Raw genomic sequence first — 23,573 nt, 5'->3', positions numbered from 1 at the left:
CATGAACAACGCGCAACGCCAGCAAGCCGCCCCGATCGTCGCACCGCGTTCGGTCGCGACGCTGATGGAAGCCCGCCAGCTCGCCGACGAGCTGATGAAGGTGATGAACGAACTGCTCGCTATCATCGAGCGGGAGACGACGCTGGTCCGCAACGGCCATATCCGCGAGGCTATCAAGCTCGAAGCTCCGAAAGCGGATATTTCGCGTCGTTACATCGCGATGATCTCGCTGCTCAAGATCAGCCAGACATATCTCGCGCAGACGACGCCAGACCTGCTCTCGGCCTTGCGCAAGCACCATGACGTGTTCCGTGCGATGCTACAGGTCAATCTGACCGTGCTCGCCACCGCGCATGCGGTGTCGGAAGGCATTGTCCGCGGCGTCAATGCCGAGGTTCAAAAGCGTAATATCCCTCAGACCTATACGGCGGCCGGCCGACAGGCTCAGCCCGGTCGAGCCAACATGACGCCCATTGTCGTCAGCCGGTCACTTTGATCGCATAGTTGGTCATACGACTGTGGGCGCGTTAGACGCGCCGCGGCATTGCTGTCTTTTGAATTAAATTGCAACGCGCAAGTAAGCACCGGATTCAGCCGTTCGGTGCATAATGTCGTTTGGGAACGGGTCGGGATTTATCTAATGGAGCCAGGAGGGCTGCCATGGGTGCCGACTTCAATATCAAACCGGTGGGGGCACCGGTTGCCGCAACTGTCATCAGACCCGCACCAGAAGCGGTGCGTGAAGCCGTGCCTACGCAACTGCCACCCGACAAGACTGTGTCGGCAGCGCCCCGCGTGCTGCAGCCTAATATCTCTGCGGCGAACTATCAGCAGATGGATAGCGACCGTATCTCGAAGGAAGTCATCATCGACAAGGGTGCAGGCGCAATCGTCTTCGTGTCCGTGGACAAGAAGTCCAACCAGGTGATCGATCAGTACCCCGAGGAATCGCGACTGCGTTCCCGGGCCTATCTGCGCGCCATGGACACGCTCAAGCAGGACGCGAAGCAGCAGAATCGACGCATGGAGACAGACCGCAGCATCTAATGCTGCTGATCACACGTTGCGCGTTGCGTAAGCCGTATCAAGATACGTACCGCCGGTGGCGGCGTCGGTCACGACGTTCTTGATCGTCGCCTTGTTGTTGGCCGTCATCTGAAACTTGGTGTCGCCCACGCGAAACGAGTTATCCTTGATCAGGACCTGCTGATACTTAACGGTCCCCTCGCTCTGATACTTCACCTGCGCGCGGAAGCCTTCGACTTGCGAAATCGCGATCTCGAACTTCTTGCCGTTGGCGTATTTGCCTTCCCAGCTGCCCTTATAGGCCTCGGGATCCACCGCCACATACTTGCCGGGGGTCACCGGCGTCGTGGTCTTGTAGGCTGTCGCCAGGATGCTGAGAGCGTCTGCCATTGCTGCCTCGTAGCGCGCAGTCCGAATCACCGCGCATCTCTGCCGGCGATTAGGCCGTTCAGACCGTTAAGCTATCGTTACGGAGCCACTCAGGCTCACGGGCGACCGGATAGTCCCGCCGCAATATTGCGGTTGATATCGATGAGCGCCTGCAGATGTTCAACCTGGCGGATCTGCTGAAGCGCGGTGCACTGCGTCAGAACGAAAATGCCGATATTGGCGATGTTCTGCCGGATCTCGATCGATTCCGGATTCTGATCATTCATGGCATCGCCGACGAAGATGGACCAGAGCTTACGGTTGAAGAGAAGAGCCTCATCAAGGCCAGCATCGGTGTGAGCCCAATTCGTCACCACGTCCTGCAGCTTGCGTGCCGCCTTGAGAAGAGCTTGTGCTTCGATATCTCGGGGCGCTGCTGTCGTCTGGGCGGTACGGGCGTAGGCTTGAGCACCGATCGACATTCGCTACCTCAAAAACTCTTCTTCCCGCTTGATTAGCGGACGCAATTCCTTGAGTGCTTTGTAAAGAGCGCCGCTTAAAATAAGCTTACTGACTTCCTCAATCGTCTCGCGAAAACTCGGAACCGCTTCAATCAATTCCTTGATGAAACCGAGATACAGCTCCTGATACGCCGGGATATCATTTTCCAGATACATCATCTGCACGCAGAGATAGACGCGCTTGACCGGCGTCGTAGCAGTCTCCGCCGTGAGGATGTCCTTTTCGCGCATGATCGGCGCATCGCCATCAATCAGGAACGCCGTACGCGTATCGGAATTAGTGATCACGCTCTGACCGATGATGATTCGCTCACCCGGCTTCAGTTCGACTCGCAAAGGCATTCAGCTCTCCTTTTCCCTCACCGGCTCCCCAGAGACCGCATGCAAAAGCCGGCGGTATCTGGTGCCGCGCTTCGGGCGGGCATGCACTATCCAGGAACCCGGAAAATACGCTTGCGATATGAATAATACCAGCGTTCAGCGGCGTACATCTTCAGGCCCGGGAAAGCTCCAGCCCCGACAAAGCGCCGCTTATGATGCGCTACTAACGAAAAACGGCGGGTTTCCCCGCCGTCCGATAATCCCAGTGCGGCTGTCAGACTTACTGGAGCAGCTTGAGCACGCTCTGCTGCGACTGGTTAGCCAGCGCGAGCGCGGACACCGCGATCGACTGCCGGGTCGACAGCGCCTGACTGTTGGCAGCCTCCTCGTTCGTGTCTGCCAGCGTCAGGTTGGACGAACCGGTCTGCAGCACATTGATCAGGTTCTTGGCAAATTCCTGACGGATCTGCACGATCGACAGGTTGGAGCCGAGCGCCGAGGCCTGCGCGCGGAGAACCGAGCTGGAGATATTAAGCGCAGCCAGCGTGTTGTTCGCCGATGTGTTGTCGAGGAAGTCCGCGCCCTTGGCGAGCTTGCTGAGGCCCAGACCTGCCGGCGTCAGCGTCGTGCCGGCGATGTTGAGCGTGGACTTGCCGGTCTCGTTGAACACCAGCTTGAGCTGGTCGCCACCCAGCAGGTTAATGCCGTTGAAGGAGGCATCCTGCGACGTGGTCGTGATCTGGTCGATGATGTTGTTGTACTGCGCGACGAGATTGGCGCGCGAGGTCTGCGACGCGAAGTCTTGAACCGGAGTGCTCGGCACCAGACCGTTGAACAGCTTGCCGACACCCGCGGCTGTGCCGCCAATGGCGCCGATCGTCGACGACGCAGCATCGTTAGAGGTCGTGATGGTCATGAAGCCGGCGGGATCGATCACCGCCTGCAGATTGTTCGGTGCCAGCGCCGCGTTAAGCTGCGCCAGTGTCGAGACCTGACCGCTCGCAGTGCCGAAGGTGATGTTCGTCGCGGTGCTCGATGGATTGGTTGCTGCGATCGTCAGCGTCAGCGCAGGCGGACCACCCAGCGCCGTCGGACCTGAAGTTCGCGCCTGGGTCACCGACGTACCCAGTCCGAGCCCGGCGAGCGCGGCGGTGTTCGAGCTCGTGATCGACAGATCGGAAGCAGTACCCGTGTGCAGCGTAATCGCTCCGATGGGCGCTGCCGTGTTGACTGCCGAGCCGGCACCACCCGACAGCGCATCGATCTTGCTCAGTAGCGTGGTGACGCTGTCCGTGATGTTGATCTCGTTGGCGCCCGAAGCGCCCGACGCCCTGAAGGTCAGGCTCTGACCATTGACGGTGATGGTGTCGTTCACCGCGAAACTGGTGGCGATCGAATCGGTCGCGGCACCGCCCGACAGCAACGTGGCGCCCGTAATGGCAGCCGCATTCTTGTTATTCGCGATGGTACCAACGAAGGTGTTGTCGGTCTTCGCGGATGTACCCAACAGATTGTCCGCGGTCGCGCCCGGATTGATCGGCGTCGTGATCGACGACTTGGCGTTATAGCCGACAGGTATCTGCAGCGCCTGATTGGCGATCGATTTCGCGGTATCGACCAGCTTCTGTAAGGAGGTGATGCCGGTATTGGCTGCCTGCAGCACCTGCACGCCGTTACCGATGCCGTCGAGCAGGCTGTTGATGTCGCCGGCGCGGCTATCGAGCCCTGCTGCCGTGAAGAAGTTGGTGGGGTTGTCGAGCGCGGTGTTGACCTTCTTGCCGGTCGCAAGACGATTCTGCGTCGTGGACAAGAGGTCCGCCGTCGACTGCAACGACAGCAGGTTCTGGCGAACCGAAGCCGAAAGAACGATGCCTGACATATGGAAACCTTCCTGTTCCCAGCGCGGTCGACCTTCAGGTCGCACAAGCGCATGGTGCATCTGACGAGACCCATCTCGCCGCGACGCTGCCGGTTAAATTTGACGCCCTTCTGGAAGAGGAATCTCGGTCCGCCTTGCGGCGATGTCCGGATTAACGCGGCCGATTCTCGGCCTACCTTCTTCCTACTCAGGCCGAATATGACCGACGACCATTTAAGATATGGTTAACAGCGGATTAAGGCTTTCGTAAAACTGTCCCAAAACGGCAAAGGCCCGGAAAGCTTGAGCTTTCCGGGCCTTATGCGACGATCGGACAACGAAAAACGGCGGGGCTTTCTGCCCCGCCGCCTTCTGTTTCGACTAGTCCGCTGACGTTTAGCGGAGCAGCTGGAGAACGCCCTGCTGCGACTGGTTGGCCAGCGACAGCGCCGAGACGGCGATCGACTGGCGGGTCGACAGCGCCTGGCTGTTGGCAGCTTCCTCGTTGGTGTCGGCGAGCGTGAGGCTCGACGCGCCGGTCTGCAGGACGTTGATCATCTGCTTCGAGAAGTCCTGACGCATCTGTACGACCGACAGGTTCGAACCGAAGGCTGAAGCCTGCGAACGCAGCGTCGAACTGGCGGTGTTCAAACCGGCCAGCAGCTTGTTGGTACCGGCGTTGTCGAGGAAGTCGGTGCCCTTGGTCAGCGATTTCAGACCGAGGCCAGCCGGATCGAAGGTGACGCCCGTGATGCTCAGCTTGGACTTGCCGGTCTCGTTAAAGGTCAGAGCCAGCGTGTCGCCGTTGAGCAGGTTGACGCCGTTGAAGGAGGCATCAGCCGCGGTCGTCTTGATCTGGTCGATCACCGTGTTGTACTGCGCGACCAGGCCAGCGCGGGTGTTCTGCGCGTTGACGTCAGCCACCGGAGCGGAGGTGTTCAGCGCGCCGAACAGCTTACCCGCACCGGTCGCCGTGCCACTGATGATGCCGCTGGCCGTCAGATCGAACGAGGCTTCATCGTTCGTGGTCTGGATGGTCAGCTTGCCGGTCGTATCGAGCGTCGCCTGCAGATTGCTGGTGGCCAGCTTCTTGTTCAGGTCGTCGAGCGTGTTGACCTGATTGGCGCCCTTGCCGAAGGTGATCGTCTGGGCAGCGCTACCGTCGATCGCACCGATCGTCAGCGCCTGGCCAGCGAACGAGCTCGTCGCTGCCGTGGTGCCAGCCGTGAGGCCCACCTTGGCAAGCGCAGTACCACCCAGGACGATGCTGCCGGAGGTGTTGCTGTTCGTGAGCGTGAGCTTGTTGCCGGCGATCGCCGCGGCAGCGGAGCCGCCACCAAGAGCCGTCTTGATCGCAGTGGTCAAATCGTCCGTGGTCGCTGCAGTGGTCGCGGTGGTGTTCAGGTTGATGGTGCCGTCTGGGTCGGTCGTGGTCGTAGCGGTACCAGCACCTGCAGCCGTGACCTTGATCGTCGTACCATTGACGATGATCGTGTCGCCAGCAGCGAAGCTGCCGCCGGTTGCGCCGGTCAGAGCTGCTGATGCAGCGATCGTACCGGTGGCGGCGCCGGTGAGCGTGGCAGCGGTATCGGGGGCGAGCAGGTTGGAAGCGGTAGCGCCAGTGATCGTCGTGGAGAACTGCGACTTCGTCGAATAGCCCGAAGTTGCCTGCAGCGCCTGGTTGGCGATCGACTTGGCGGAGTCAACGAGCTTCTGCAGCGAGGTGATGCCGGTGTTGGCAGCCTGCAGGATCTGCACGCCGTTGCCGATACCATCGAGCAGGTTGTTGATGTCGCCAGCGCGGTTGTTGAGGCCCTGCGCGGTGAAGAAGTTGGTGGGATTGTCGAGCGCCGAGTTGACCTTGTTGCCGGTCGCGAGGCGGTTCTGGGTGGTGGAGAGGAGGTCCGCGGTCGACTGCAGCGAGAGCAGGTTCTGACGGACGGAAGCCGAGAGTGTAATGCCGGACATGTTTGGTTACCTTCCTGGTAGACACAACGAGCGACCTTCTTGGTCGACAGAGGGAAGATGAACCGCAGGTTCTAAAATTGCGTAAAGGGAACTGTGCAGATTTAACGCTCCCTGCGCGTGTATTTAGCTACCTGCACTCGCCCCGGAAACGACAAAGCCCGACTCGTGAGAGTCGGGCTTTGTCGTTTGTTATCAGTGCTTTTGTGAAACTGGGAGGTTGGCTTCCCGGACTTTGGCGAAGAAGCCAAAACCCGGCGAAGTTGTAAACACGAGGCAACCCGTTAAAGAAACTTAACCAAGCTCATCTGATAAAGATTTGACGTTGTCTGATACGAGGCCTGTAACGCGGTCTGCAGCGCCAGAATTTTGGTCGCGACTTCGTCATTATTGATGCCCTCGATGGAGTCGAGCATCGTCTGGGCCATCGCCTTGGTCTGCACCTGGCGATCCGTGGTCGACTTGATCGATGCCTGCGCGCCGGCAAAGTCGGCCTGGACGTCCTGGATCGTCTGCTGGCCAGGGACAGCCGCCAGGTTCTGCGCCACGCGCTGGTTCAGCGCCGCGATCTGTGCATTGGCGTTCTTTGCATAGCTCGCATTGCTGAGTTGTGCCGGATCGACGGCCACGGCCGCGAACACCGCGACGGTCTGCAGTTGCGCGCGCAGGGCCTGCTCGTCGGCGCGCGCGCCATATTGCACCTGGATCGATGTATCGATCTGGGAGACTGCCGATCCGCGGGCCGAACCGTTGGCGGCCGTGTTCTGCTCGCCCTGATACCAGATCACGGTATTGTCGGCCGTGCCGGCAACGAGCGTGGTCGCCGAACCGAGCGGCGTCGAGCCGACGCGCAGCGGCGGCTGGTCGAAGAAATTGTCGCCAGCCTCGATCGCAGATGCCGCTACCATCGGCCCATTGGCGAGATCCTTCATCGCGCTGCCCAGCGCGGTGTTGAGATTGGCCGCCGTCGCGGTGCTGTCGGCGCCAATCGCAAAACTACCCGCTGGCAGCGGCGTCTGGTCCGACGCCGTCAGCACGATGTCTTCCGTGGTCCCGTCGGGCATCTTGAAAGTGAACTTCACCTGATCGCCGACATTTGGGTTGGTCGCCCCGAGATCGACCGACATCGATTTCTGCGCGGGCGTCGCCGGCAGCGCAGGCGGGATGGTCGCTGGCAGGTCAACCGGCTGGGTGACGGTAGCACCGACAATCGTGGTGGACACACCTGTGACCTTCATGCCGAACGGCTGCGCCGCAGCCGGCGGCGCCGGGGTCGCGTCCTCTTCGGAAATCACCACCGAGGTCACCGGGGTTCCGACCGCACTGCCCACGCGCCCGTTTGCGTTGACGCCCAGGTCGGCCGTCTTGCGCTCGGCGATCACCTGCTTGAGGCCAGCGACGAGCGCGCCATTGCCATTCATGATCTGATCGGCGGGAGCGACAGGCGCCGTATCGGTTGCGCGGCCGGAAAACAGATAGCGATCGCCCGACCGTGCATTCAGCATATCGACGGAATCGAAGAAGCCGAGCGAAGCCGTCTTCTGCCCCGGCGTCTGACCGGTATTGTCGAAATTGCTGCCGGCGCTGACGGCGGCGCCTTTGACGTCCGATCCGATCGCAACGAGCCGCTGCAGCGACAGATTTGCCACGCCGATGCGCGTGTTCAGATTGACCGCGGTATCGGCATAGGCGGCCACATTGCTGATCTGCGCGCGCAACGCGATCGCGAGACTGCGACCGCTGCCCTGCCCTGCATAGGTGTTCGAGACCTTGCCGCTCGACAGCTGCTGCGTCAGCGTATCGAGCTGATCGCGCAGACTGGTAATTCCGGATCCGATATAGGATGTACGTCCGCTGACACCGCTGATTGTCATGATTACCTCAGAATGCCTGCATCAGGGTTTTGTACAATTCGTTGACCGTCGACATCACGCGCGCATTGGCCGAATAGGCGTTCTGCAGCAACAGCAGATGCGCCATCTCGTCATCCATATTCACGCCGGACGCGTCTGCCATTTTCTTGTCGAGTGTGTTGAGAACAACGTTCTGGCCATCCGCCAGTTGCTTGGCGGAATCTGCAGCAGCGCCCTGTTGCCCGACGAACTGGCGCATATAGCTCAGCAGTGTCCCCTTGAACGGCGTCGTAGCGCTGCCCGTTCCCGTCGCCGGCGAATAAGTGAAACTGGCATTGTTCAACTGGTTGAGCAGGAGGGCCGACCGCGTCGTGTCGCCTGCTGCCGTCGATCCGCTGTAAACCACCAGCTTGGACGGATCGGCGACGATCCCATTGTTGATCGTCAGCCGGCCCGCGAGGCCGGTCATCTGCGAACCGTTCTTGCTGATGCCACCGCTATATGCGGCGCCGTTATCGGTGAACAACGCCAGCTCCGGGCTGCCGTTGCTCAGATCGTTGGGACCTTGCGTGACCGTCACCGACGCCGCGTTGATGTTGGCGAATGCGGGATTGTTGACGACGGTGAGCGCGCCGGCCGTGCCGGAGAACGTAGCCTGCCCGCCAAGCGCCGCGTTCAACTGATTCAGAACCGAGCCGAAGCCCGAAGAAAAATCGAGGCCGATGACGGTATCATTCGGATTGGTTGTTGCCGTGTTCGGCAGCGGCAGCACGCTGGGATCATCGACCCGCATGAACGAAATTTCGCGCTGCGTATTGGTCGCCGTATCCGTATACGTGAAGTGAATGACATTGCCCGGCTTCATCTGCGAGACATCGAGCGTAAAGCCGGTCGGCGTCCCCGGAGGCAGCGCCGTCGGCGGCACCGTCGGCACGGGAAAGACGCTTCCAGCTGTCGTCTTGTCCGAGAGCGCGCTCGAGATCGACGCCGCGAACTGATCGAGCTGGTTCTGCGCCTCGACAAGCGTCTTGTCGCGAAGTTCGGTATATGCGGCGATCGTGCCTGACTTGATCGCGCCTGTGGCAGTCAGGTCGATCGATCCACCATTCGGAAATTCGATCACCACCGAGCCGAGATTGCTCTTGCTGGGATCCGCGCTCCACATCGTGCCGGCCGATACTGTGCCCTGGGCATTGAACGCCAGTGTCGCCGCTTCGTTGCCCACCAGCTGCACGCCGGAGCCGGTGAAGATGGTAACCTGATTGGCGCCATTGGTGGTGACGCGGATATCCATCAGCTGCGAGAGCTGCGTGACATATTGATCGCGCTGATCGAGCAGCGCAGCGGTGTTGGAATCCGTCGATGTCCCGCCTTGCGGATTGGCCGTCAACTGATTGTTGATCGTGGCAATCTGCTTCATCAGTGTATTGGCGGTCGTCACGGAATCCTTGATGCCGTTTTCCGCCGCGCCGCGCAGGTTCTGAATGCCCTGCGTCATCGAATTCAATTGTTGCGCAAGTGTTTGCGCGGCATTGAGCACGCCGATCCGTGCCGACTGACTGTCCGCACTCGTAGACAGCGCCTGCACTGCCGTCGTCAGGGCGTTGAAGGAATATTCGAGCGAGCCGACTGAACCAGGATCGCCATAGAGGCTCTGCATCTGCTGCAGGAAGGTCGAACGGAGCGAGGCGTAGCCCGCGCCCGACGTTTCGGTGCGGAGCTGCGCCTGGATGTACTGATCGAGTTCGCGATTGACGCCGACGGTGCGGACGCTGCTGCCATTGCCGGAATTGACCGCGACCTGATCTGTCGACTTGCGAATGTAGCCGGGCGTTTCCGCATTGGCCACATTCGAGGAGACCAGCGACATCGCGGCCTGATTGGCGCGCAGGCCGGACATGGCGATGGAGAGTGCGTCGTTCAGACTCATAACTAACTGTCGCTCTCAAGGTTGACGCGGGAAGAAGGCCGCAGCCGCGGCCTTCCGGTTAACGCATCACGTTCAGCAGATCCTGAACCATGGTGTTGGTGGTCGTGATCACCTTGGTATTGGCCGAATAAGCCTGCTGGGTGACGATGAGCTTGGTGAATTCGTCGGCGATATCGGTGTTGGACGACTCCAGCGACGAGCCGGAAATGCTGCCACCCTTGCCGTACAGCGCTTCGCCGGATTCGTTGGTCGTCTCGAACGCGCCGCCGTCGATGCGCTTGAGGAAGTTGGCGCCGTTGAAGGTGGCAATACTGACTTCGGCAAGATCGATGTTGCGGCCGTTGGAGTAGCTGCCGACCACACGTCCTTCATTGCTGACCGACACGCTCTGGAGCTGACCCGCAGCGTAGCCGTCCTGCTCGAGCTGATTGACCTGGACGTTGCCGTTGGTGTCGGCGAATTGCGTGAGACCGCCCGTGCCGAATGCCATGGTGACATTGCCAAGGCTCTTGCCGCTGACGGTCAGGCCGGTCAGCGTGATCTGACCAACAACCGGCTGCATCTGGCCGTTCGGCCCGAACTTGAAGTCGGTGCCGACATTCTGCCAGGCAGCGGTCGCGCCCGTGGCCGCGGGGTCGGTCTGGTAGAACAGGTTCCAGGTATCCGTTCCGCCCTGCGTGGCGGACTCGACCTTCGCCCACCTGAATTGCAGGCTGACCGGCGCACCGTTGCCGTCATAGACGGTCTTGGCCCCACCGCTGATCGATTCATCGAGGAAGGTCTGAGCGTCACTGCCGATCACGATGCCGGTGCCCGCCGTACCGCCGCCTGAACGAAGGCCAGTGACGGTGCCGGTGAAACCCAGGGCCTGGAATGCAGCGACCGCCGTGGTCGTCGACCCTGCCGCCAGCGTGAAGTCGTTCGCCGTACCGGAGTTCAACGTGATCACACCGGTGGGAGACACGCTCGATAGCGGCGACGTGTTGCCGGTCGCGGTGTCGATGGCGGTGAGCACGTCGCCGACAGTGGCCGTATCGATCGGGATGAAGGTCGTGCCTGGCACGGGCGCGGGAGCAACGCCGCCCGTGTAGAACGACAGCGTCTTGGTCGTGGTGACGCCGGCACTTGTGGTCTTCAGGACGAGCGTATCGCCGTTCGCGAAGCCGACCGGCAGCGTATCGCTGCCAGATACGGGCGCGAGTTTGGTAGCCGCCGAGATCGGCGCCGGCGTCGTCGCGAAATTGTTGCGCGCGTTTCCGGGAACCCCTGTATTGCCGAAAGGCGTTGCCGCGGTGCCCAGCACGCGCGGGTTCGATACGAAGTCGGCCGATCGCAGCAATTCGGAACCGGGCACCGACGTCTGATGCTTGGTGGTCAGCGGATAGCTGGCGAGGTTGGCGCGGTAGTCGATCTTGGTGGTGGCCTGCGAGGGCAGGAAGTCATTCTGGAAGCGCAGCACTTCCGGCGTACTGCCGGCCGGGTTGCCGGTCGAGGGATCGATCTTGACGCCCTGCAAATAGTAACCGGCGCCGTTGACGAGATAGCCGTTCTTGTCGAGCGAGAAGTCGCCGCGACGGGTGTATTTGTTGACGCCGTCAAAGATCGGCGTGGAATCGGAGACGTTGCCGGGCTTCTGCACCGCAAAGAAGCCGTCGCCGTTGATCGCCATGTAAGTCGCGACCGAAGACGACTGCACCGAACCCGCGATGGTGTTGGTACTGCGCGATTGCGCCGTCACGCTGCCCGCCACCTGTGCGGATGTGCCGGCATCGGGAATGAGGTCGAGGAAGCTGGTATCGATCCGCTTGAAGGCGGTGGTCTGCGAGTTCGCGATGTTGCCGGAAATGTTTTCCAGCGCATAGGAGTTCGCCCGCAGGCCCGCAACGGACGTGGTGAGAGCGCCGAAGATACCCATTACATCGTCTCCAACTTCGATCCGGGCGGCCCGCCGGATGGTGCCAAATTCGCAGCCGCTGTCGGAGGAGATGTCGCAAGCGCCGTGCCAAGGGGATAAATTCAACGAATTCAACGTACTAAACAAAGAACCCCGGTCCATGGACCGGGGCACATTTGCCTAGCAGGGTAATAATTGCCGGATCGGCGCCTGATTTCGCCGGGGTCTGCGCAGTTGCTCAGGTCGCCGACGGCGCGGCCGGTTTGAAGATCATCGCGAAGCCATCCATGCAGTAGCGCAAGCCAGTCGGCTTCGGGCCGTCATCGAAGACGTGACCAAGATGGCCGCCGCAGCGACGGCAATGGATCTCGGTGCGGACCATGCCGAACGTCGTGTCCTTGCGCTCGCCGACCGCGTTGTCGAGCGGCTTCCAGAAGCTCGGCCAGCCGGTGCCGCTCTCGAACTTGGTCTCCGACGAGAACAGTGGATTGTCGCAGCCGGCGCAGGCAAAGGTGCCCTTGCGCTTTTCCTTGTTCAGCGGGCTCGAATACGGCCGCTCGGTGCCTTCCTTGCGCAGGATCTCGTATTGCTGTGGCGTCAGCTGCTTGCGCCATTCCTCATCGGTCTTCATGACCTCGAACTTCTCGTCCGAGGCAGCCCGCGCCGGCGAAGCCGTCAGCCATTTCAGCGACAGCAATCCGCCCAGGCCAGCAGCGGTCGTCAAAAGAAAGCGGCGGTCGATCATGGTTGGTCTCCCTGACAATCGAGACGATCATCTCGTTCGCCTGAAATACGGGCGGACGGGGCGGAAGTTACACGCCGGTTCAGAAATATTACTCACGTTTTGTTGCGCGCCGGAAGCCCGGCGGGCCGGCCTAGCCTGGCCGCGGGCCACGTGTTCCCGCGCGCAGATTGGCCTCGGCCAGCCGCGCCTCGCGGATCCGCTCTCGCTCCCGCGCCCGTTCGCGATACCGGGCCAGCGTGCCGGCCAGCGCCGAACTCTGCCGCTCCCATAGCCCGACCGCGTGGCCAACGGCCCGCCCGGTCCTGCCGCCGGCCCAAACCAGTTCGAACGGCGCAAACAGCTTGAAGCGATCATCGTAAGCCAGCATGCCCCCTGCAATCAGCCGGCCTGCCATGGCGGTGGTATTGAGGCCACGATGGCTGAACCCGCTGGCGACCCACAGTCCCTGACGGAGTTGCCCGATCTGCGGCATGCCATGCACGGTCTGACCGAGCGCACCGCCGAAGGTCTCGGCCATGGCAACCTTGCCCAGCGCCGGAAACACGGTGCGGATGCGTCGCGCGATCGCACCGGCATAGCGCTTCGGCTGCCCGGCCCAGGTCGTTTCCGGGCTCGACCACATCAGCCGATCGCCGTCAACGATACGAAAGTGATCGACACCGTCACTGTCACTCACCGAACCTTGAAACGTGACCACCTCAGCAAGACGCTCGCCGAGCGGCTCCGTGATGCCTGCATAGCGCCACACCGGCAGCAGCGTGTCCGACAACCGTTGTGCCGGCGCACCAAGATGGATGTTACCCGCCAGCACGATATGCGATGCCCGCATCTGCGCCGACGGCGTCACGATACGCTTGCGGATGCCGTCGGCATCGATGCTGACCACCGGCGTATCCTCGAAGATGCGCACACCAGCCTGTTTCGCCAGCGCTGCCAGGCCCAGCAGATATTTGCGGCCGTCGAGTTGAAACGCCCTCGGATAATACACGCCGTGGAAGTAGCGTCTGGTTTTCAGCACATCGCGGACCCGTTCGATCTGCCAGCCTTCCACCTCGGTGTCGAAATCCTCGCCAAGCATCTGCAGCTGCGCAATCAAGCGATCTCCGACATCGACATTGGAGACTTCAAGTGCGCCTTCCGAAACACCAAGACCTGGGATCACGCCCTCGGCGGCCAGGATCCGCACATATTCCGCACCTTGCTTCGACAGCGTCCACAACTCGCGCGCGTCTTCCAAACCAACACGCGCAACCAGATCGGCGAGCGGCAGGCCAAAGCCCGGCATCACGGTTCCCAGCTGGTTGCCGGACGCGTTCCAACCGACGTGACGCCCTTCGAGCACCGCGACGCTTGCACCCAGACGCGCCGCCTCAAGCGCAATGCTGAGCCCGGCGAGCCCGGCCCCGACCACGCAGACATCCACATCGAGGCTGAAGGTCAGTCGCGCGCGGTCGGCGTCGGCGACCTCAGGTCCAAATGTCACGCTTGCGGAAGGGGCGGTCATGACGTTTTCTTAAGGACAGGTGGGGCGCTTGTCACCTTGTCCTCACGGTTCATGTCCATTAATCCGCAGACCTGACGTCTGGCGCGACCGCGCCGCCTGCCTCTCTACCACCTCCTGCCGAATCGAGATCGCGCCATGCGCCGTTTACTGCTGCTGCGTCACGCCAAGACTGAAACGAACGCGCCGAGCGGCAAGGATTTCGATCGCCGACTCGATGACCGCGGCCGGCTGGACGCGGCTCTCATGGGGGCCTGGCTCAGCAGAAATCCGCCCCTGCCCGACCTGGTCTGCGTCTCCATGGCGGTACGCGCCCAGCAGACCTGGAGCCTCGTGGCCGCAGCAATGCCTGCGGCGAAACCGACGGTCGCAAGCCTTGATGAACTCTACGGCGCCGGCCTCTCCGAATTGCTAGCGGTGATCCGCGGCGCAGCCGTGGAAGACCCAAAGCAGCTGATGCTGGTCGGCCACAATCCCGGCCTGCATGAAATGGCGCTCAGCCTGATCGGCGGCGGCGATGCAGCAGGCCGGAAAGCGATCGCCGACAACCTGCCGACCGGCGCCATCGTGGTGATCGACTTTACCATCGAGGACTGGAACGACGTTGCCTTCCGCGGTGGGCGACTCGTGCAATTCGTCAGCCCGAAACTGCTGAAAAGCGCCGCGGGCCAATAAGCCCCGCCCATCGGAACACGGTTTGTGCTATCCTCCTTCGGACGACGATGGAGGTGCGCATGTACAAATCCATTCTGGTTCCGATTGATCTGGCCGAAATCGACGTGGCCAAACCCGCGATCGCTCAGGCCGCAACATTGTCGCAGATCTTCGATGCGACCGTCCGCCTGCTCAACGTGATACCGATGACGCCGGTGATGCTGGCAGAATATGTCCCGGCGGATTTCGACACCCAGCAACTGGAATCATCGCAAGCGGCCCTCGCCGCAGTTGCCCGCGATTGCGGCATCGACGGCGCTCACGTCTCCAGCGTGGTGCGACAGGGCGGCATCTATCACGAGATTCTCGAAGAGGCCTCGGCGATCAAAGCCGACCTCATCGTGATGACCTCGCACCGCCCGGCGATGCGCACCTATTTTCTCGGCTCCAATGCCGGCCATGTGGTGCGCTATGCCAAATGCTCAGTACTGGTAGTGCGGCCGTGCACTACGGCAACAGCTCGGCCGGCACAGTATTGAGTGTATAGTTACGTGGCTTGTTGCAGCGAATAAAGCCGCTGATCTGCCAGCCGAAAAATATGGCGAAGCCGGCGATGAAGACCACGCCGGCGAATTCACCTATGAATAGCGCGCGCAGCAGGAGCGCCGTCATCGCAAGACCGACAAAAGCCAGCGCAGCGACGATTAGGGCATAGATGCCTGGTCGCAAACCGGCACTCAGCTTCGCCGTGCTCCCTGCGGCTGCAAGATGTCGATGTAGTTCCAGAATGAAAGCACTGTAGCCCGACTGCGGCTCCATCAGTGCGACGGTCTGTTTCGACGTCGAGAAGATCGTGATGTGGCGACCGTCGGCATGATCGATGTCGGCACGAAAGCGGCGGTGCTGCATTCCCATCGGCCGATAGGACAACCGGATCGCGGCGATATCCGCATAAGCCCAGACGCCGGAGCGACGACCGGTGCGCCATGACAGACCGTCATCGGTCAATTCATAGCGATGCGCAGCGCCGATCAGGGAGGCCTTGTAGGCATAGGTGTGCCCCGGCGCTGCCGCTACCGCGGCAGACGACGCGTTCTTGCGCCTGAAGAGGGTCTTGAGCAAACAGAACGTCCCTGCGCTGGCCGACCTCGCTTGCTTGCGCGATCGCCTGCATGTCCCTTACAAGCTTGCCATGGCCGAGACGACCACTTTTCCGCGCCGCCTGATTCTGGCCGGTGCGATGATTTCCGGATTACTGCTGGCGCTGGCCGTGCACATGCTCGGCCAGCGCTTCGGCCTCGATCTGGGCGGCCTCTGGCGCAACGATCCCGACAATTTCATGCCGATCGGATCGGCGGTGGCTTGGTGGCTGATCGCGGCCATGGCGTTTGTCGGCGGTTACGTCACCGCGAACCTGCTGCACAGCGCCGCCTCCGGCCGCATCCCGCAGCGCATGCGGCAGTTCCTGATCGCGATCGGCGTACTGTTTCTGGCCGGTGCTGGTCAGGCCGCCTCGGCGCCCGACGCGACACCGACCGCATCAGGCGTTCTGGCAAGTCTTGCCGCGCTCGGCCTCGGCGGCATCATGGCATTCTGCGGTGCCCGTTTCGCGTTGCGGAAAGCGTAAAGCAATATCCACAAAAAATCGCGCAGGCTTTCACCTGCGCGATTGTGACCCCGTGATTGCTGCGATCAGCTTGCGGCGCGCATATTGACCTTGCCTTCGGCCAGTGAGGTCAGCTTCTTGTCGGCGGTCTTTTCCTCGTCGAGCGTTTTCTGCAGCACGGCTGCGCAGTCATTGCGGCCAAGCTGGCGCGCCCAAGCGATCAGGCTGCCGTAACGCGCGATCTCGTAGTGCTCGGCGGCCTGCGCGGCATTGATCAGGGCGGCGTCGAGTACCTTCTTGTCCTCTACTTCCCCGGCGGTTTCGTCGGCTTCCTTGATGATACCGTCGATTGCCGGGCAGGTAACCGCCTTCACCTCGGCGCCGTGCATCGCGAAGACCTGCTCAAGCCGCTGCACATGTACTTCGGTTTCCTCCAAATGCGTCATGAAGCCCTGTTTCAACAGCGGTTCGGTTGCCTTGTCAGCCATCTTCGGCAGGGCCTTCAGAAGCTGCTTTTCCGCGTAATAGACGTCCTGCAACTGATGCACGAACAGATCGTCCATGGTCTTGATGTCCTTGGTAAACAGTCCCATCGTTTCAATCCCGGTGTTCTGGAACGGGAGGGCTGCTGCGGCGCATTGTCCCGTTCGGTTGCGATAGGCCGGTAACCATCGATATTGGGACGTGTTCCGAGAACGTCTTGATTTGCCGCATGGAACATTCGACTTGCCCGCCTATATGAAATGCGGGACGAATGGATCCGAATTGTCTGTGTAATTGTCTTGCAGGGTCAGAACTTTGCAGCCGGCGCGGGTATGTGGCGACCTTGCGGCGCAGCATTAACGCTGACGTTGTCAAGGACTGCACAATGGAACGTTTTTGCCGTAAGGGTTTGGGCTTGATGAGTGAACTTCGCGTATGAGTGAATTGGTCGCCGCTTGCCACCTGTTACCCCGTTCGGCTTTCCACCTGTTCGCGCTCCGCCGGGAGGACGAATGCAACGATTGCTGACCGCGCTCGGGCGCGGCTTCAAGCAACACGTCGGCTGGAAACGGCTGGGTGTTGTTGCAAGCCTGATTGTCATCGCCCTCGCCATCTCCCACCTCGTGCATACGCTGAAGGGTCTCGATACCGCGAAGATCCTGGCGGCGATGGCCGCGAAGTCGACGATGCAAATCGCCATGGCCACGCTGTGCGTGATCGGCGCCTTCTGCACCCTCACCTTCTACGATTACTTCGCGCTCAGAACGATCGGCAGGAAGCATGTGCCGTACCGGATCGCGGCACTGGCAGGTTTCACCAGCTACACCATCGGCCACAATATCGGCGCGACCGTTTTCACAGGGGGCGCCATCCGCTTCCGCATCTATTCGGACTACGGCCTTAACGCCATCGACGTCGCCAAGATCTGCTTTATCTCCGGACTGACCTTCTGGCTCGGCAATCTGTTCGTGCTGGGCATCGGCATGATCTGGCATCCACAGGCCGCCTCGGCCATCGATCTCCTGCCCAACGCCATCAACCGGCTGATCGGCTTCGGCTGTCTGGCCGGCATCATCGGCTATCTGATCTGGCTGTTGATCGGCAAACAACGTCGTGAGCTCGGCCAGAACGGCTGGAAGGTCGTGCTCCCGTCAGCGCAATTGACGTTGTTGCAGATCGCCATCGGCGTCGTCGATCTCGGCTTCTGCGCGCTGGCGATGTATTTGCTGATGCCCGATCAGCCTTACATCGATTTCATCTCGCTGGCCGTGGTGTTCATTCTCGCCACCTTGCTGGGCTTCGCCAGCCATGCGCCGGGCAGCCTCGGCGTGTTCGACGCCGCCTTGCTGGTGGCGCTGCCGCAGTTCCGCCAGGAGGAACTGGTCGCCACCGTGGTGATGTTCCGGATCCTGTATTTCATGATCCCGTTCGCCATCTCGATCTGCATCATGGGCACCCGCGAGATCTGGCTCGGCGTCATCCAGCCATGGCACAGGCGCCGCCTGGATGACCGCAGCGAACGCCGCGCGACCGAAGCTGCCCCGGCTGTGGTGCATCAGCAGCCTTTGAAGCGGCAGTCGCAGGGCTGAACCACCTGCGGGCGCCATCCGCGCCCTATTTGCAGTTCGATTTCTTACTTCCGCCCCATACGTGACGTTCAACACCGCCATGGCCTCCATTTATTTCAGACGTTCGTTGATCAACTGCGCCGTGCTGCTCGGCTTGCTGGGCGCACTTCAGGTCGGACATGCCAAAGCCCAAGGCATGACCAGCAGCTCGATCCAGATTTCCTGGGAGGTCCGCAACCGCTTCCGGCTATTCCGCGAGGAGCGTGACTTCCAGCTCCAAGTCGACGCCATGCGCAATCGCAGCGTGCTGGCCGCCGAACAGGCGCTGGGCGTTCAAAGCGACGGCCGCGGCTGGGCGCGCAACACCGTCAACCGTCTGTGCATCGATCTGGCCGGAAAGGTCAGCGAGCCCTGCACCCGCGACACCGTCAAGGAAAGCTACCTGACGCCAACCGAACATCCGATCACCGTCCGCCTCACCGGCGAAGTGCCCGTCGGTGCGGTCTGTGCCTGGACCTTCGATGACGGCGAAGGCCCACGGCAATCCACCCTCGACTGCGCCGAGCCGATCAATTTCCGCGCCATTTATGGTCGCCGCACCGTGACGACCGTCGACGTCACCAGCGGCGCCGAGGCGCCTGTCCGCGTCTCCGCCGACATCGCCGTGCGCGACATTCTGATCGCTGGCCTCGGCGATTCCATTGCGTCGGGCGAAGGCAATCCGGACCGTCCGGTCGCGCTGTCCGATGACGGTTTCTGCTTCCGCTCTTATCTCGGCGGCCCCAGCGGGCAGTTCTACCGGCCAAGCCGCGCCGGCTTCAAAGGCGGACGCTCCTGTGATTCCTACGAGTCGCTGCAGGCTTGGCAGCGCGCCGGCGCACAGTGGTTCAATGCCGCGTGCCACCGCTCGCTCTATAGCTACCAGACCCGCGCCGCGCTGGCGCTCGCTGTGCAGTATCCGCACATCGCCGTCACCTACCTGCCGCTGGCCTGTTCGGGCGCGACCATCGCCGAAGGTCTGCTGGGCGGACAACGCGCCCGCGAGTGCCTCACCACCAAGAATGCCAGCACCTGCGCCGGCAGCGTCAACGCGCAGATCGCCGAACTGCGCGAGGCCATCGGCGCCGCCAAGCGGCGCCAGCCGACCCGCCGGCTCGATCTCGTGCTGCTGTCCATCGGCGCCAACGACATCAACTTCTCCGGCCTCGTTGCCGACGTCATCGTCGAGAACGCCACCGAACGTGCCCTGTTCAAGCGCGGCGGCATCCTTGGCTCGGTCGAGGACTCCCGCAGCGCGCTAGCCCGCGAACTGCCCGCCAGCTTCGGCAAGGTGCGTGAAGCGCTGAAACCGCTGCTCGGCGGGGACATGTCGCGCGTGGTGTTTGCCGCCTACGCCAACCCGGCCTTCGCCAATGGCGCCCCCTGTCCCGGCGGTCCGGCCGGTTTCGACGTGCATCCGTCATTCTCAGCCGATCCGCGGCGGCTGGCCAATGTCGCGAATTTCGTCGAGTCCGAATTCCTGCCGCAGCTGAAATCCATCGCGCTCTGCCAGGGCGGCGTGCTGTGCCGCGATCCCGAAACCGACCGCATGACCTTCGTCGATCAGCATCAGGCGACCTTCGCCAATCATGGGTTCTGCGCGCGGTCGTCGTCCGATCCCGAATTCGATCGTGCCTGCTTCTCGCCAAAGGGCGATAGCTTCGAGAGCAGTCTGGTCGAAGCCGCCGCGCAGCCGATGGTATGCGGTCGCGGCGCCAGCGAATTCCGCCCCTATCTGCCGCGTGGCCGCTGGATCCGCGATGCCAATGACAGCTACTTCGCCGCGATGACCTATCCGCAGGGCTATTCGGCGGCGATCCAGCCGGCCGATATCCATGATGCGACCTGGGGCATTCTCTCGGCGGTCTATGGCGGCGCGATCCATCCCACCGGCGAAGGTCACGCCGCCATGGCCGATGCCGTGGTGCCGGCAGCGGCGAGCGTCCTGCGATTGGGCGCTGAAGCCGATGTCACGCAGGAGCCGCTGGCACCGATGGTGCTGCAGCCGGCAGCACGGTAGGGTTATCAGCTCAGCTATCCGACGAGGTCCCGGCAAAAGCGAGAACCTCGTCGGCCCGGACTACGCCCGACCGTCGCTCTCGACACAGCTTTGACCATGTGGCGCACGTCTCGGCAGCCCGTTGCCGAAGACAACAAAGCTGAAGCCCGCGAGAATCCACACGCTCATTCCGCCGTAAAGCAGGACCCAGCCAAACCCTCGGGTCAGGGCGTCTTGAATGACGACTCCCCCGAGATTGTATTCGGACGCAAGCGCCGTACCGGCGGCGACGCTCTCCGCCAGCGAGCGTAATAGCTCGACACTGGTACCGCTCGGCAGCGCAGCCTTCAAAGACGCACTCACCCCCTCGACAAGAATGAGGCCCATGAGCGCGATATTGATGGCGAGCGCAATCATGCGCGCACTCATATCGATGCCTGACGCCATGCCTGCGCGTTCCTGCGGCACCGATCCGGTCGTCGTGTTGGTCACAGGCGTATTGGTCAGACCCAATCCGATTCCGGCGAGGACGCATCCCGGCAGCATCGTCAGCCAGCTCGCATGCTCGACCGAACTGCCGATCTTCATGGCGAAGAACCCCGCTCCGATCGTGAACAGGCCGAGCGGGATGACCAGACCCGGATGGAAACGGAGCATGAGGCGTTCGGCGACCGGCGGCACGACCAGCGTCGGCAACGTATAGGCCAGAAGCGACAGTCCGGCGCCGACGCTGCCATAACCCAGCCCTGCCTGGAAATAGATCGGCAGATAGATCATGAACGGCCAGAAGCTGAAGTTCATGGCCATCGAGCCGATCAGCGCGCCGGAAAAATTACGGATCCGGAAGACGGTGAAGTCGAACATCGGCCTCGGGCTGAGACGCTCGGCGAAGACGAAGCCGATCAGGCTTGCAACGAAGACGCCGACGACCGCAAACGCCGTCCGGCTGTCGAATCCGATATCCGGGCCTTGCGTAATGAAGAAAGCGAGGCAGAAGACCGCGAGCGAGAGCGTGATGATCCCTGCGAGATCGAGGCTGCTGGCCTCCGGATCGCGCGACTCGCGAACGCCGCTCCCGGCGAGGATCAGGGCGATCACCGCAAGCGGGACATGGATGAGGAAGGCCCATTCCCAGCTCGACAAAGCCACGATTGCGCCGCCAATGATCGGGCCGAAGCCCAGGCCGATGCCGAAGATGATTCCCCACCATCCGAACGCAATGGCGCGTTGCCGCCCTTCCGGAAATTGATGGGACAGCACCGCGACCTGGCAGATCAGCATCGCCCCGCCGCTCATGCCCTGGAGAAATCTGGCAACGATCAGCACCAATATATTTTCGGTCAGGCCGCAAAGCAGCGATGCAGCGGCAAACGCGACGATCGAACTCAGATACACGCGCTTGCGCCCATAGCGATCCGCGAGCGTGCCGGTTGCCATCAGCACCGTCGTCACCGCGATCGTATAGGCATTCATGACCCATTGGAGCTGCTTGAAATCGGCATGAAGCACACGCTCCAGTGTCGGCAGGACCGCGGGAATGCTGGAAATCTCCAGACCGAACATCAGGGAGGTGAGACAGGCAGCCGCCAAAGCCAATGTGCTTTGTCGTGTCGATTCGGAGAGCATGGGAGCCTTTCGGGATAATAACGCGCCACAGTGAAGCCCGACGACAGAGGACGAGGTCCACCCGGTTTGCGTTGCGATGAACGCAACATAGGCAGAGGTTGACCATTTCAGAATTGGATGATTGTATATTTCAGAGACAACAAATCTGGATAGTCCCAATGAACGCCCTGGACGTGGATGCCGTGCAGGCATTCGTGACCATCGCCAATCTTCAAAGCTTCACGCGTGCGGCGGAAGCGCTCGGCACGACGCAGGGCGCCATCAGCGTGAAGCTGAAGCGGCTGGAAGACCGCCTCGGCCATAAATTGATCGAGCGAACCCCGCGAATGGTGCGCCTCTCGGCGCAAGGCGCATTATTCGTCGATTCAGCCCGCGACTTCCTGGCCGCGCATGATCGCGCCGTCGCAGCTTTGTCTGCGACCCGTCGCCGTTTCGCACTCGGCATTGCGGCCCATGTGGCCGGGCCGGAGGTTCCGACGCTGCTGGCTCGCCTGAACGCGCATGACCCCACGCTCACGATCGAGGTTCGCCTCGATAATTCACGCAACCTACTGGACGCTTTCGATCGCGGGGAAATCGATGCGGCCATCGTCCGGCGTGAGGATGATCGTCGCGATGGCGAAGTGCTTGCGCCGGAGCATTTCGGCTGGTTCGCAGCACCAGGTTTCGTGCACCGGCCGGGTGAGGCATTGCGACTGGCGGCGCTGACGCCAGTATGTGGCGTGCACGACGTTGCCATTCATGCGCTGGACGCGGCTGGCATCGCATGGACGGAGGTGTTTCTCGGGGGCGGCTCTTCGGTCGTGTCGGACGCAGTCTCGGCTGGCCTCGCCACCGCGGTCTTCTCCTGCCGGCTCGCACCGCCCGGCACCATCGAAGTCAGCCAGAAATTTGGCCTGCCGCCGCTGGCGTCATCGGAAATCGTGCTTCTCTCGACACTGTCGGATATGCAGTCTCGCCAAGCGCTGCGAACCCTCGCGGCTGCGTTCCGTGAACACCGCGCGCATGCGAGCTAGGCAGCGTACGGAAGGCGATCCAGCAGCGGCTGCGCCAGATGCAGGATCTGATAGCAAGCACCAGCATCGGTGCATTCATTCTCCGAGAGCAGGACGCGGGTGAATGTCCACTTTTCGGCATCCAGGCCGATCACCGCTGCAACAATTCCGGCGCGCACCGAGAGATCCGCGTTACGCTCGATCTCGCCTGCCATTGCCGTTCCAGGATCGACATCGTGCAGGATGGCGACATCCTGCCGATAGGCGAAGCGGGCCTCCCGTCCAGTGCCCTTCCGGGCATCGAGCGCAACGCGGGTTTCGATCTGCGCCCGACCGAACATATCCACGACGATCTTGTATGCCCCCTTTACGAGAAAATTGCGAAATGCCTCGTCGTGCCGCCACAGGTAAAGCGACGAATAGCTCGAGGTGGTTGCCCCGAAGCGCCCGCTTTCCCGCAAAAGAAACCCCTTGAAATATAGGTCCGGCACCGCATCCCAGAGCGGTCCGCGCTCCCCCGCGCGTGAGCGGATCAAGCCGTGATCATAGTCGGCGGGCAAGCGATGCTCGTAATGCGCAACGATCATCGTGATGGATTCCTTCAGCAGCCATTGTCATTC

At 61.8% G+C, this 23,573-nt stretch carries 22 protein-coding genes; 8 read left to right on the top strand and 14 right to left on the bottom strand.

The genetic code is table 11. The features are described from left to right. Position 1: 1 nt before the first annotated feature. Positions 2 to 496, top strand: a complete 495-nt coding sequence (locus AC1RLZ_RS08845; RefSeq protein WP_493188347.1) for a hypothetical protein — start codon at positions 2 to 4, stop codon at positions 494 to 496. 164 nt (positions 497 to 660) lie between these two features. Continuing rightward, positions 661 to 1,047: a hypothetical protein gene (locus tag AC1RLZ_RS08840; protein ID WP_493188346.1), complete on the top strand. Its 387-nt coding sequence runs from the start codon at positions 661 to 663 to the stop codon at positions 1,045 to 1,047. A gap of 9 nt (positions 1,048 to 1,056) precedes the next feature. Here AC1RLZ_RS08840 and AC1RLZ_RS08835 read toward each other — a convergent pair whose 3' ends face one another. The 10 genes from AC1RLZ_RS08835 to AC1RLZ_RS08790 all read right to left on the bottom strand — a co-directional run bounded on the left by AC1RLZ_RS08835 (position 1,057) and on the right by AC1RLZ_RS08790 (position 13,986). Next, positions 1,057 to 1,416, bottom strand: coding sequence for a hypothetical protein (locus AC1RLZ_RS08835; protein ID WP_371422091.1), 360 nt, complete (start codon positions 1,414 to 1,416; stop codon positions 1,057 to 1,059). Between the two features lie 95 nt (positions 1,417 to 1,511). After that, positions 1,512 to 1,877, bottom strand: coding sequence for a flagellar biosynthesis regulator FlaF (flaF, locus tag AC1RLZ_RS08830; RefSeq protein ID WP_493188345.1), 366 nt, complete (start codon positions 1,875 to 1,877; stop codon positions 1,512 to 1,514). Positions 1,878 to 1,880: 3 nt separating this feature from the next. Continuing rightward, positions 1,881 to 2,258: a flagellar biosynthesis repressor FlbT gene (flbT, locus tag AC1RLZ_RS08825; protein ID WP_093756623.1), complete on the bottom strand. Its 378-nt coding sequence runs from the start codon at positions 2,256 to 2,258 to the stop codon at positions 1,881 to 1,883. A gap of 259 nt (positions 2,259 to 2,517) precedes the next feature. Further along, the gene (locus AC1RLZ_RS08820; RefSeq protein WP_493188344.1) at positions 2,518 to 4,116 is read right to left on the bottom strand and encodes a flagellin N-terminal helical domain-containing protein; all 1,599 of its coding nucleotides are present in this window, start codon (positions 4,114 to 4,116) and stop codon (positions 2,518 to 2,520) included. Positions 4,117 to 4,491: 375 nt separating this feature from the next. After that, positions 4,492 to 6,063, bottom strand: a complete 1,572-nt coding sequence (locus AC1RLZ_RS08815) for a flagellin N-terminal helical domain-containing protein (protein ID WP_493188343.1) — start codon at positions 6,061 to 6,063, stop codon at positions 4,492 to 4,494. A 281-nt stretch (positions 6,064 to 6,344) separates the two neighbouring features. Beyond that, positions 6,345 to 7,934 carry a flagellin gene (locus AC1RLZ_RS08810; protein WP_493188342.1) on the bottom strand — a complete coding sequence of 530 codons (1,590 nt, stop codon included), beginning with the start codon at positions 7,932 to 7,934 and terminating at the stop codon, positions 6,345 to 6,347. Positions 7,935 to 7,941: 7 nt separating this feature from the next. Then, positions 7,942 to 9,843 (bottom strand): flagellar hook-associated protein FlgK, encoded by a 1,902-nt coding sequence (flgK, locus tag AC1RLZ_RS08805; RefSeq protein WP_493188341.1) that lies wholly within the window; start codon positions 9,841 to 9,843, stop codon positions 7,942 to 7,944. 58 nt (positions 9,844 to 9,901) lie between these two features. Beyond that, the gene (locus tag AC1RLZ_RS08800; protein WP_493188340.1) at positions 9,902 to 11,758 is read right to left on the bottom strand and encodes a flagellar hook-basal body complex protein; all 1,857 of its coding nucleotides are present in this window, start codon (positions 11,756 to 11,758) and stop codon (positions 9,902 to 9,904) included. Positions 11,759 to 11,975: 217 nt separating this feature from the next. Further along, complete coding sequence (gene msrB / locus AC1RLZ_RS08795) at positions 11,976 to 12,482, bottom strand: peptide-methionine (R)-S-oxide reductase MsrB (protein ID WP_493188339.1); 507 nt, start codon at positions 12,480 to 12,482, stop codon at positions 11,976 to 11,978. A 130-nt stretch (positions 12,483 to 12,612) separates the two neighbouring features. Further along, complete coding sequence (locus AC1RLZ_RS08790) at positions 12,613 to 13,986, bottom strand: NAD(P)/FAD-dependent oxidoreductase (RefSeq protein WP_493188338.1); 1,374 nt, start codon at positions 13,984 to 13,986, stop codon at positions 12,613 to 12,615. A gap of 135 nt (positions 13,987 to 14,121) precedes the next feature. Between AC1RLZ_RS08790 and AC1RLZ_RS08785 the strand changes: the two genes are divergently transcribed. Both AC1RLZ_RS08785 and AC1RLZ_RS08780 read left to right on the top strand, forming a co-directional pair. Beyond that, entirely contained in the window at positions 14,122 to 14,658 is a 537-nt protein-coding gene (locus AC1RLZ_RS08785) for a SixA phosphatase family protein (protein ID WP_371422100.1), read from the top strand. Positions 14,659 to 14,717: 59 nt separating this feature from the next. Next, complete coding sequence (locus tag AC1RLZ_RS08780) at positions 14,718 to 15,176, top strand: universal stress protein (protein WP_493188337.1); 459 nt, start codon at positions 14,718 to 14,720, stop codon at positions 15,174 to 15,176. Here AC1RLZ_RS08780 and AC1RLZ_RS08775 read toward each other — a convergent pair. Then, positions 15,145 to 15,759, bottom strand: coding sequence for a hypothetical protein (locus AC1RLZ_RS08775; RefSeq protein ID WP_493188336.1), 615 nt, complete (start codon positions 15,757 to 15,759; stop codon positions 15,145 to 15,147). The genes AC1RLZ_RS08780 and AC1RLZ_RS08775 overlap by 32 nt on opposite strands. Positions 15,760 to 15,829: 70 nt before the next feature. Between AC1RLZ_RS08775 and AC1RLZ_RS08770 the strand changes: the two genes are divergently transcribed. Beyond that, positions 15,830 to 16,264, top strand: coding sequence for a hypothetical protein (locus AC1RLZ_RS08770; RefSeq protein WP_371422162.1), 435 nt, complete (start codon positions 15,830 to 15,832; stop codon positions 16,262 to 16,264). Between the two features lie 65 nt (positions 16,265 to 16,329). Here AC1RLZ_RS08770 and AC1RLZ_RS08765 read toward each other — a convergent pair whose 3' ends face one another. Continuing rightward, positions 16,330 to 16,836 (bottom strand): YciE/YciF ferroxidase family protein, encoded by a 507-nt coding sequence (locus AC1RLZ_RS08765; RefSeq protein ID WP_371422103.1) that lies wholly within the window; start codon positions 16,834 to 16,836, stop codon positions 16,330 to 16,332. A gap of 402 nt (positions 16,837 to 17,238) precedes the next feature. On the opposite strand from AC1RLZ_RS08765, the gene AC1RLZ_RS08760 reads away from it, so the two are divergent. Next, positions 17,239 to 18,315, top strand: coding sequence for a lysylphosphatidylglycerol synthase transmembrane domain-containing protein (locus AC1RLZ_RS08760; RefSeq protein ID WP_493188335.1), 1,077 nt, complete (start codon positions 17,239 to 17,241; stop codon positions 18,313 to 18,315). Between the two features lie 79 nt (positions 18,316 to 18,394). Beyond that, positions 18,395 to 20,353 (top strand): SGNH/GDSL hydrolase family protein, encoded by a 1,959-nt coding sequence (locus AC1RLZ_RS08755; protein ID WP_493188334.1) that lies wholly within the window; start codon positions 18,395 to 18,397, stop codon positions 20,351 to 20,353. 60 nt (positions 20,354 to 20,413) lie between these two features. Here AC1RLZ_RS08755 and AC1RLZ_RS08750 read toward each other — a convergent pair whose 3' ends face one another. Beyond that, positions 20,414 to 21,958 carry an MFS transporter gene (locus AC1RLZ_RS08750; RefSeq protein WP_493188333.1) on the bottom strand — a complete coding sequence of 515 codons (1,545 nt, stop codon included), beginning with the start codon at positions 21,956 to 21,958 and terminating at the stop codon, positions 20,414 to 20,416. Between the two features lie 158 nt (positions 21,959 to 22,116). Here AC1RLZ_RS08750 and AC1RLZ_RS08745 point away from each other — a divergent pair, with 158 nt between their 5' ends. Further along, the gene (locus tag AC1RLZ_RS08745; RefSeq protein WP_371422107.1) at positions 22,117 to 22,974 is read left to right on the top strand and encodes a LysR family transcriptional regulator; all 858 of its coding nucleotides are present in this window, start codon (positions 22,117 to 22,119) and stop codon (positions 22,972 to 22,974) included. Here AC1RLZ_RS08745 and AC1RLZ_RS08740 read toward each other — a convergent pair. Then, positions 22,971 to 23,540, bottom strand: coding sequence for a DUF4865 family protein (locus tag AC1RLZ_RS08740; RefSeq protein WP_493188332.1), 570 nt, complete (start codon positions 23,538 to 23,540; stop codon positions 22,971 to 22,973). The two genes, AC1RLZ_RS08745 and AC1RLZ_RS08740, sit on opposite strands and share 4 nt — an antisense overlap. Positions 23,541 to 23,573 lie beyond the last annotated feature (33 nt).

The organism is Tardiphaga sp. GW822-FHT04G09 (assembly GCF_058800725.1).
Note: the sequence above shows the minus strand (reverse complement) of the source record. Positions and strands in the feature narration are given on the sequence as shown.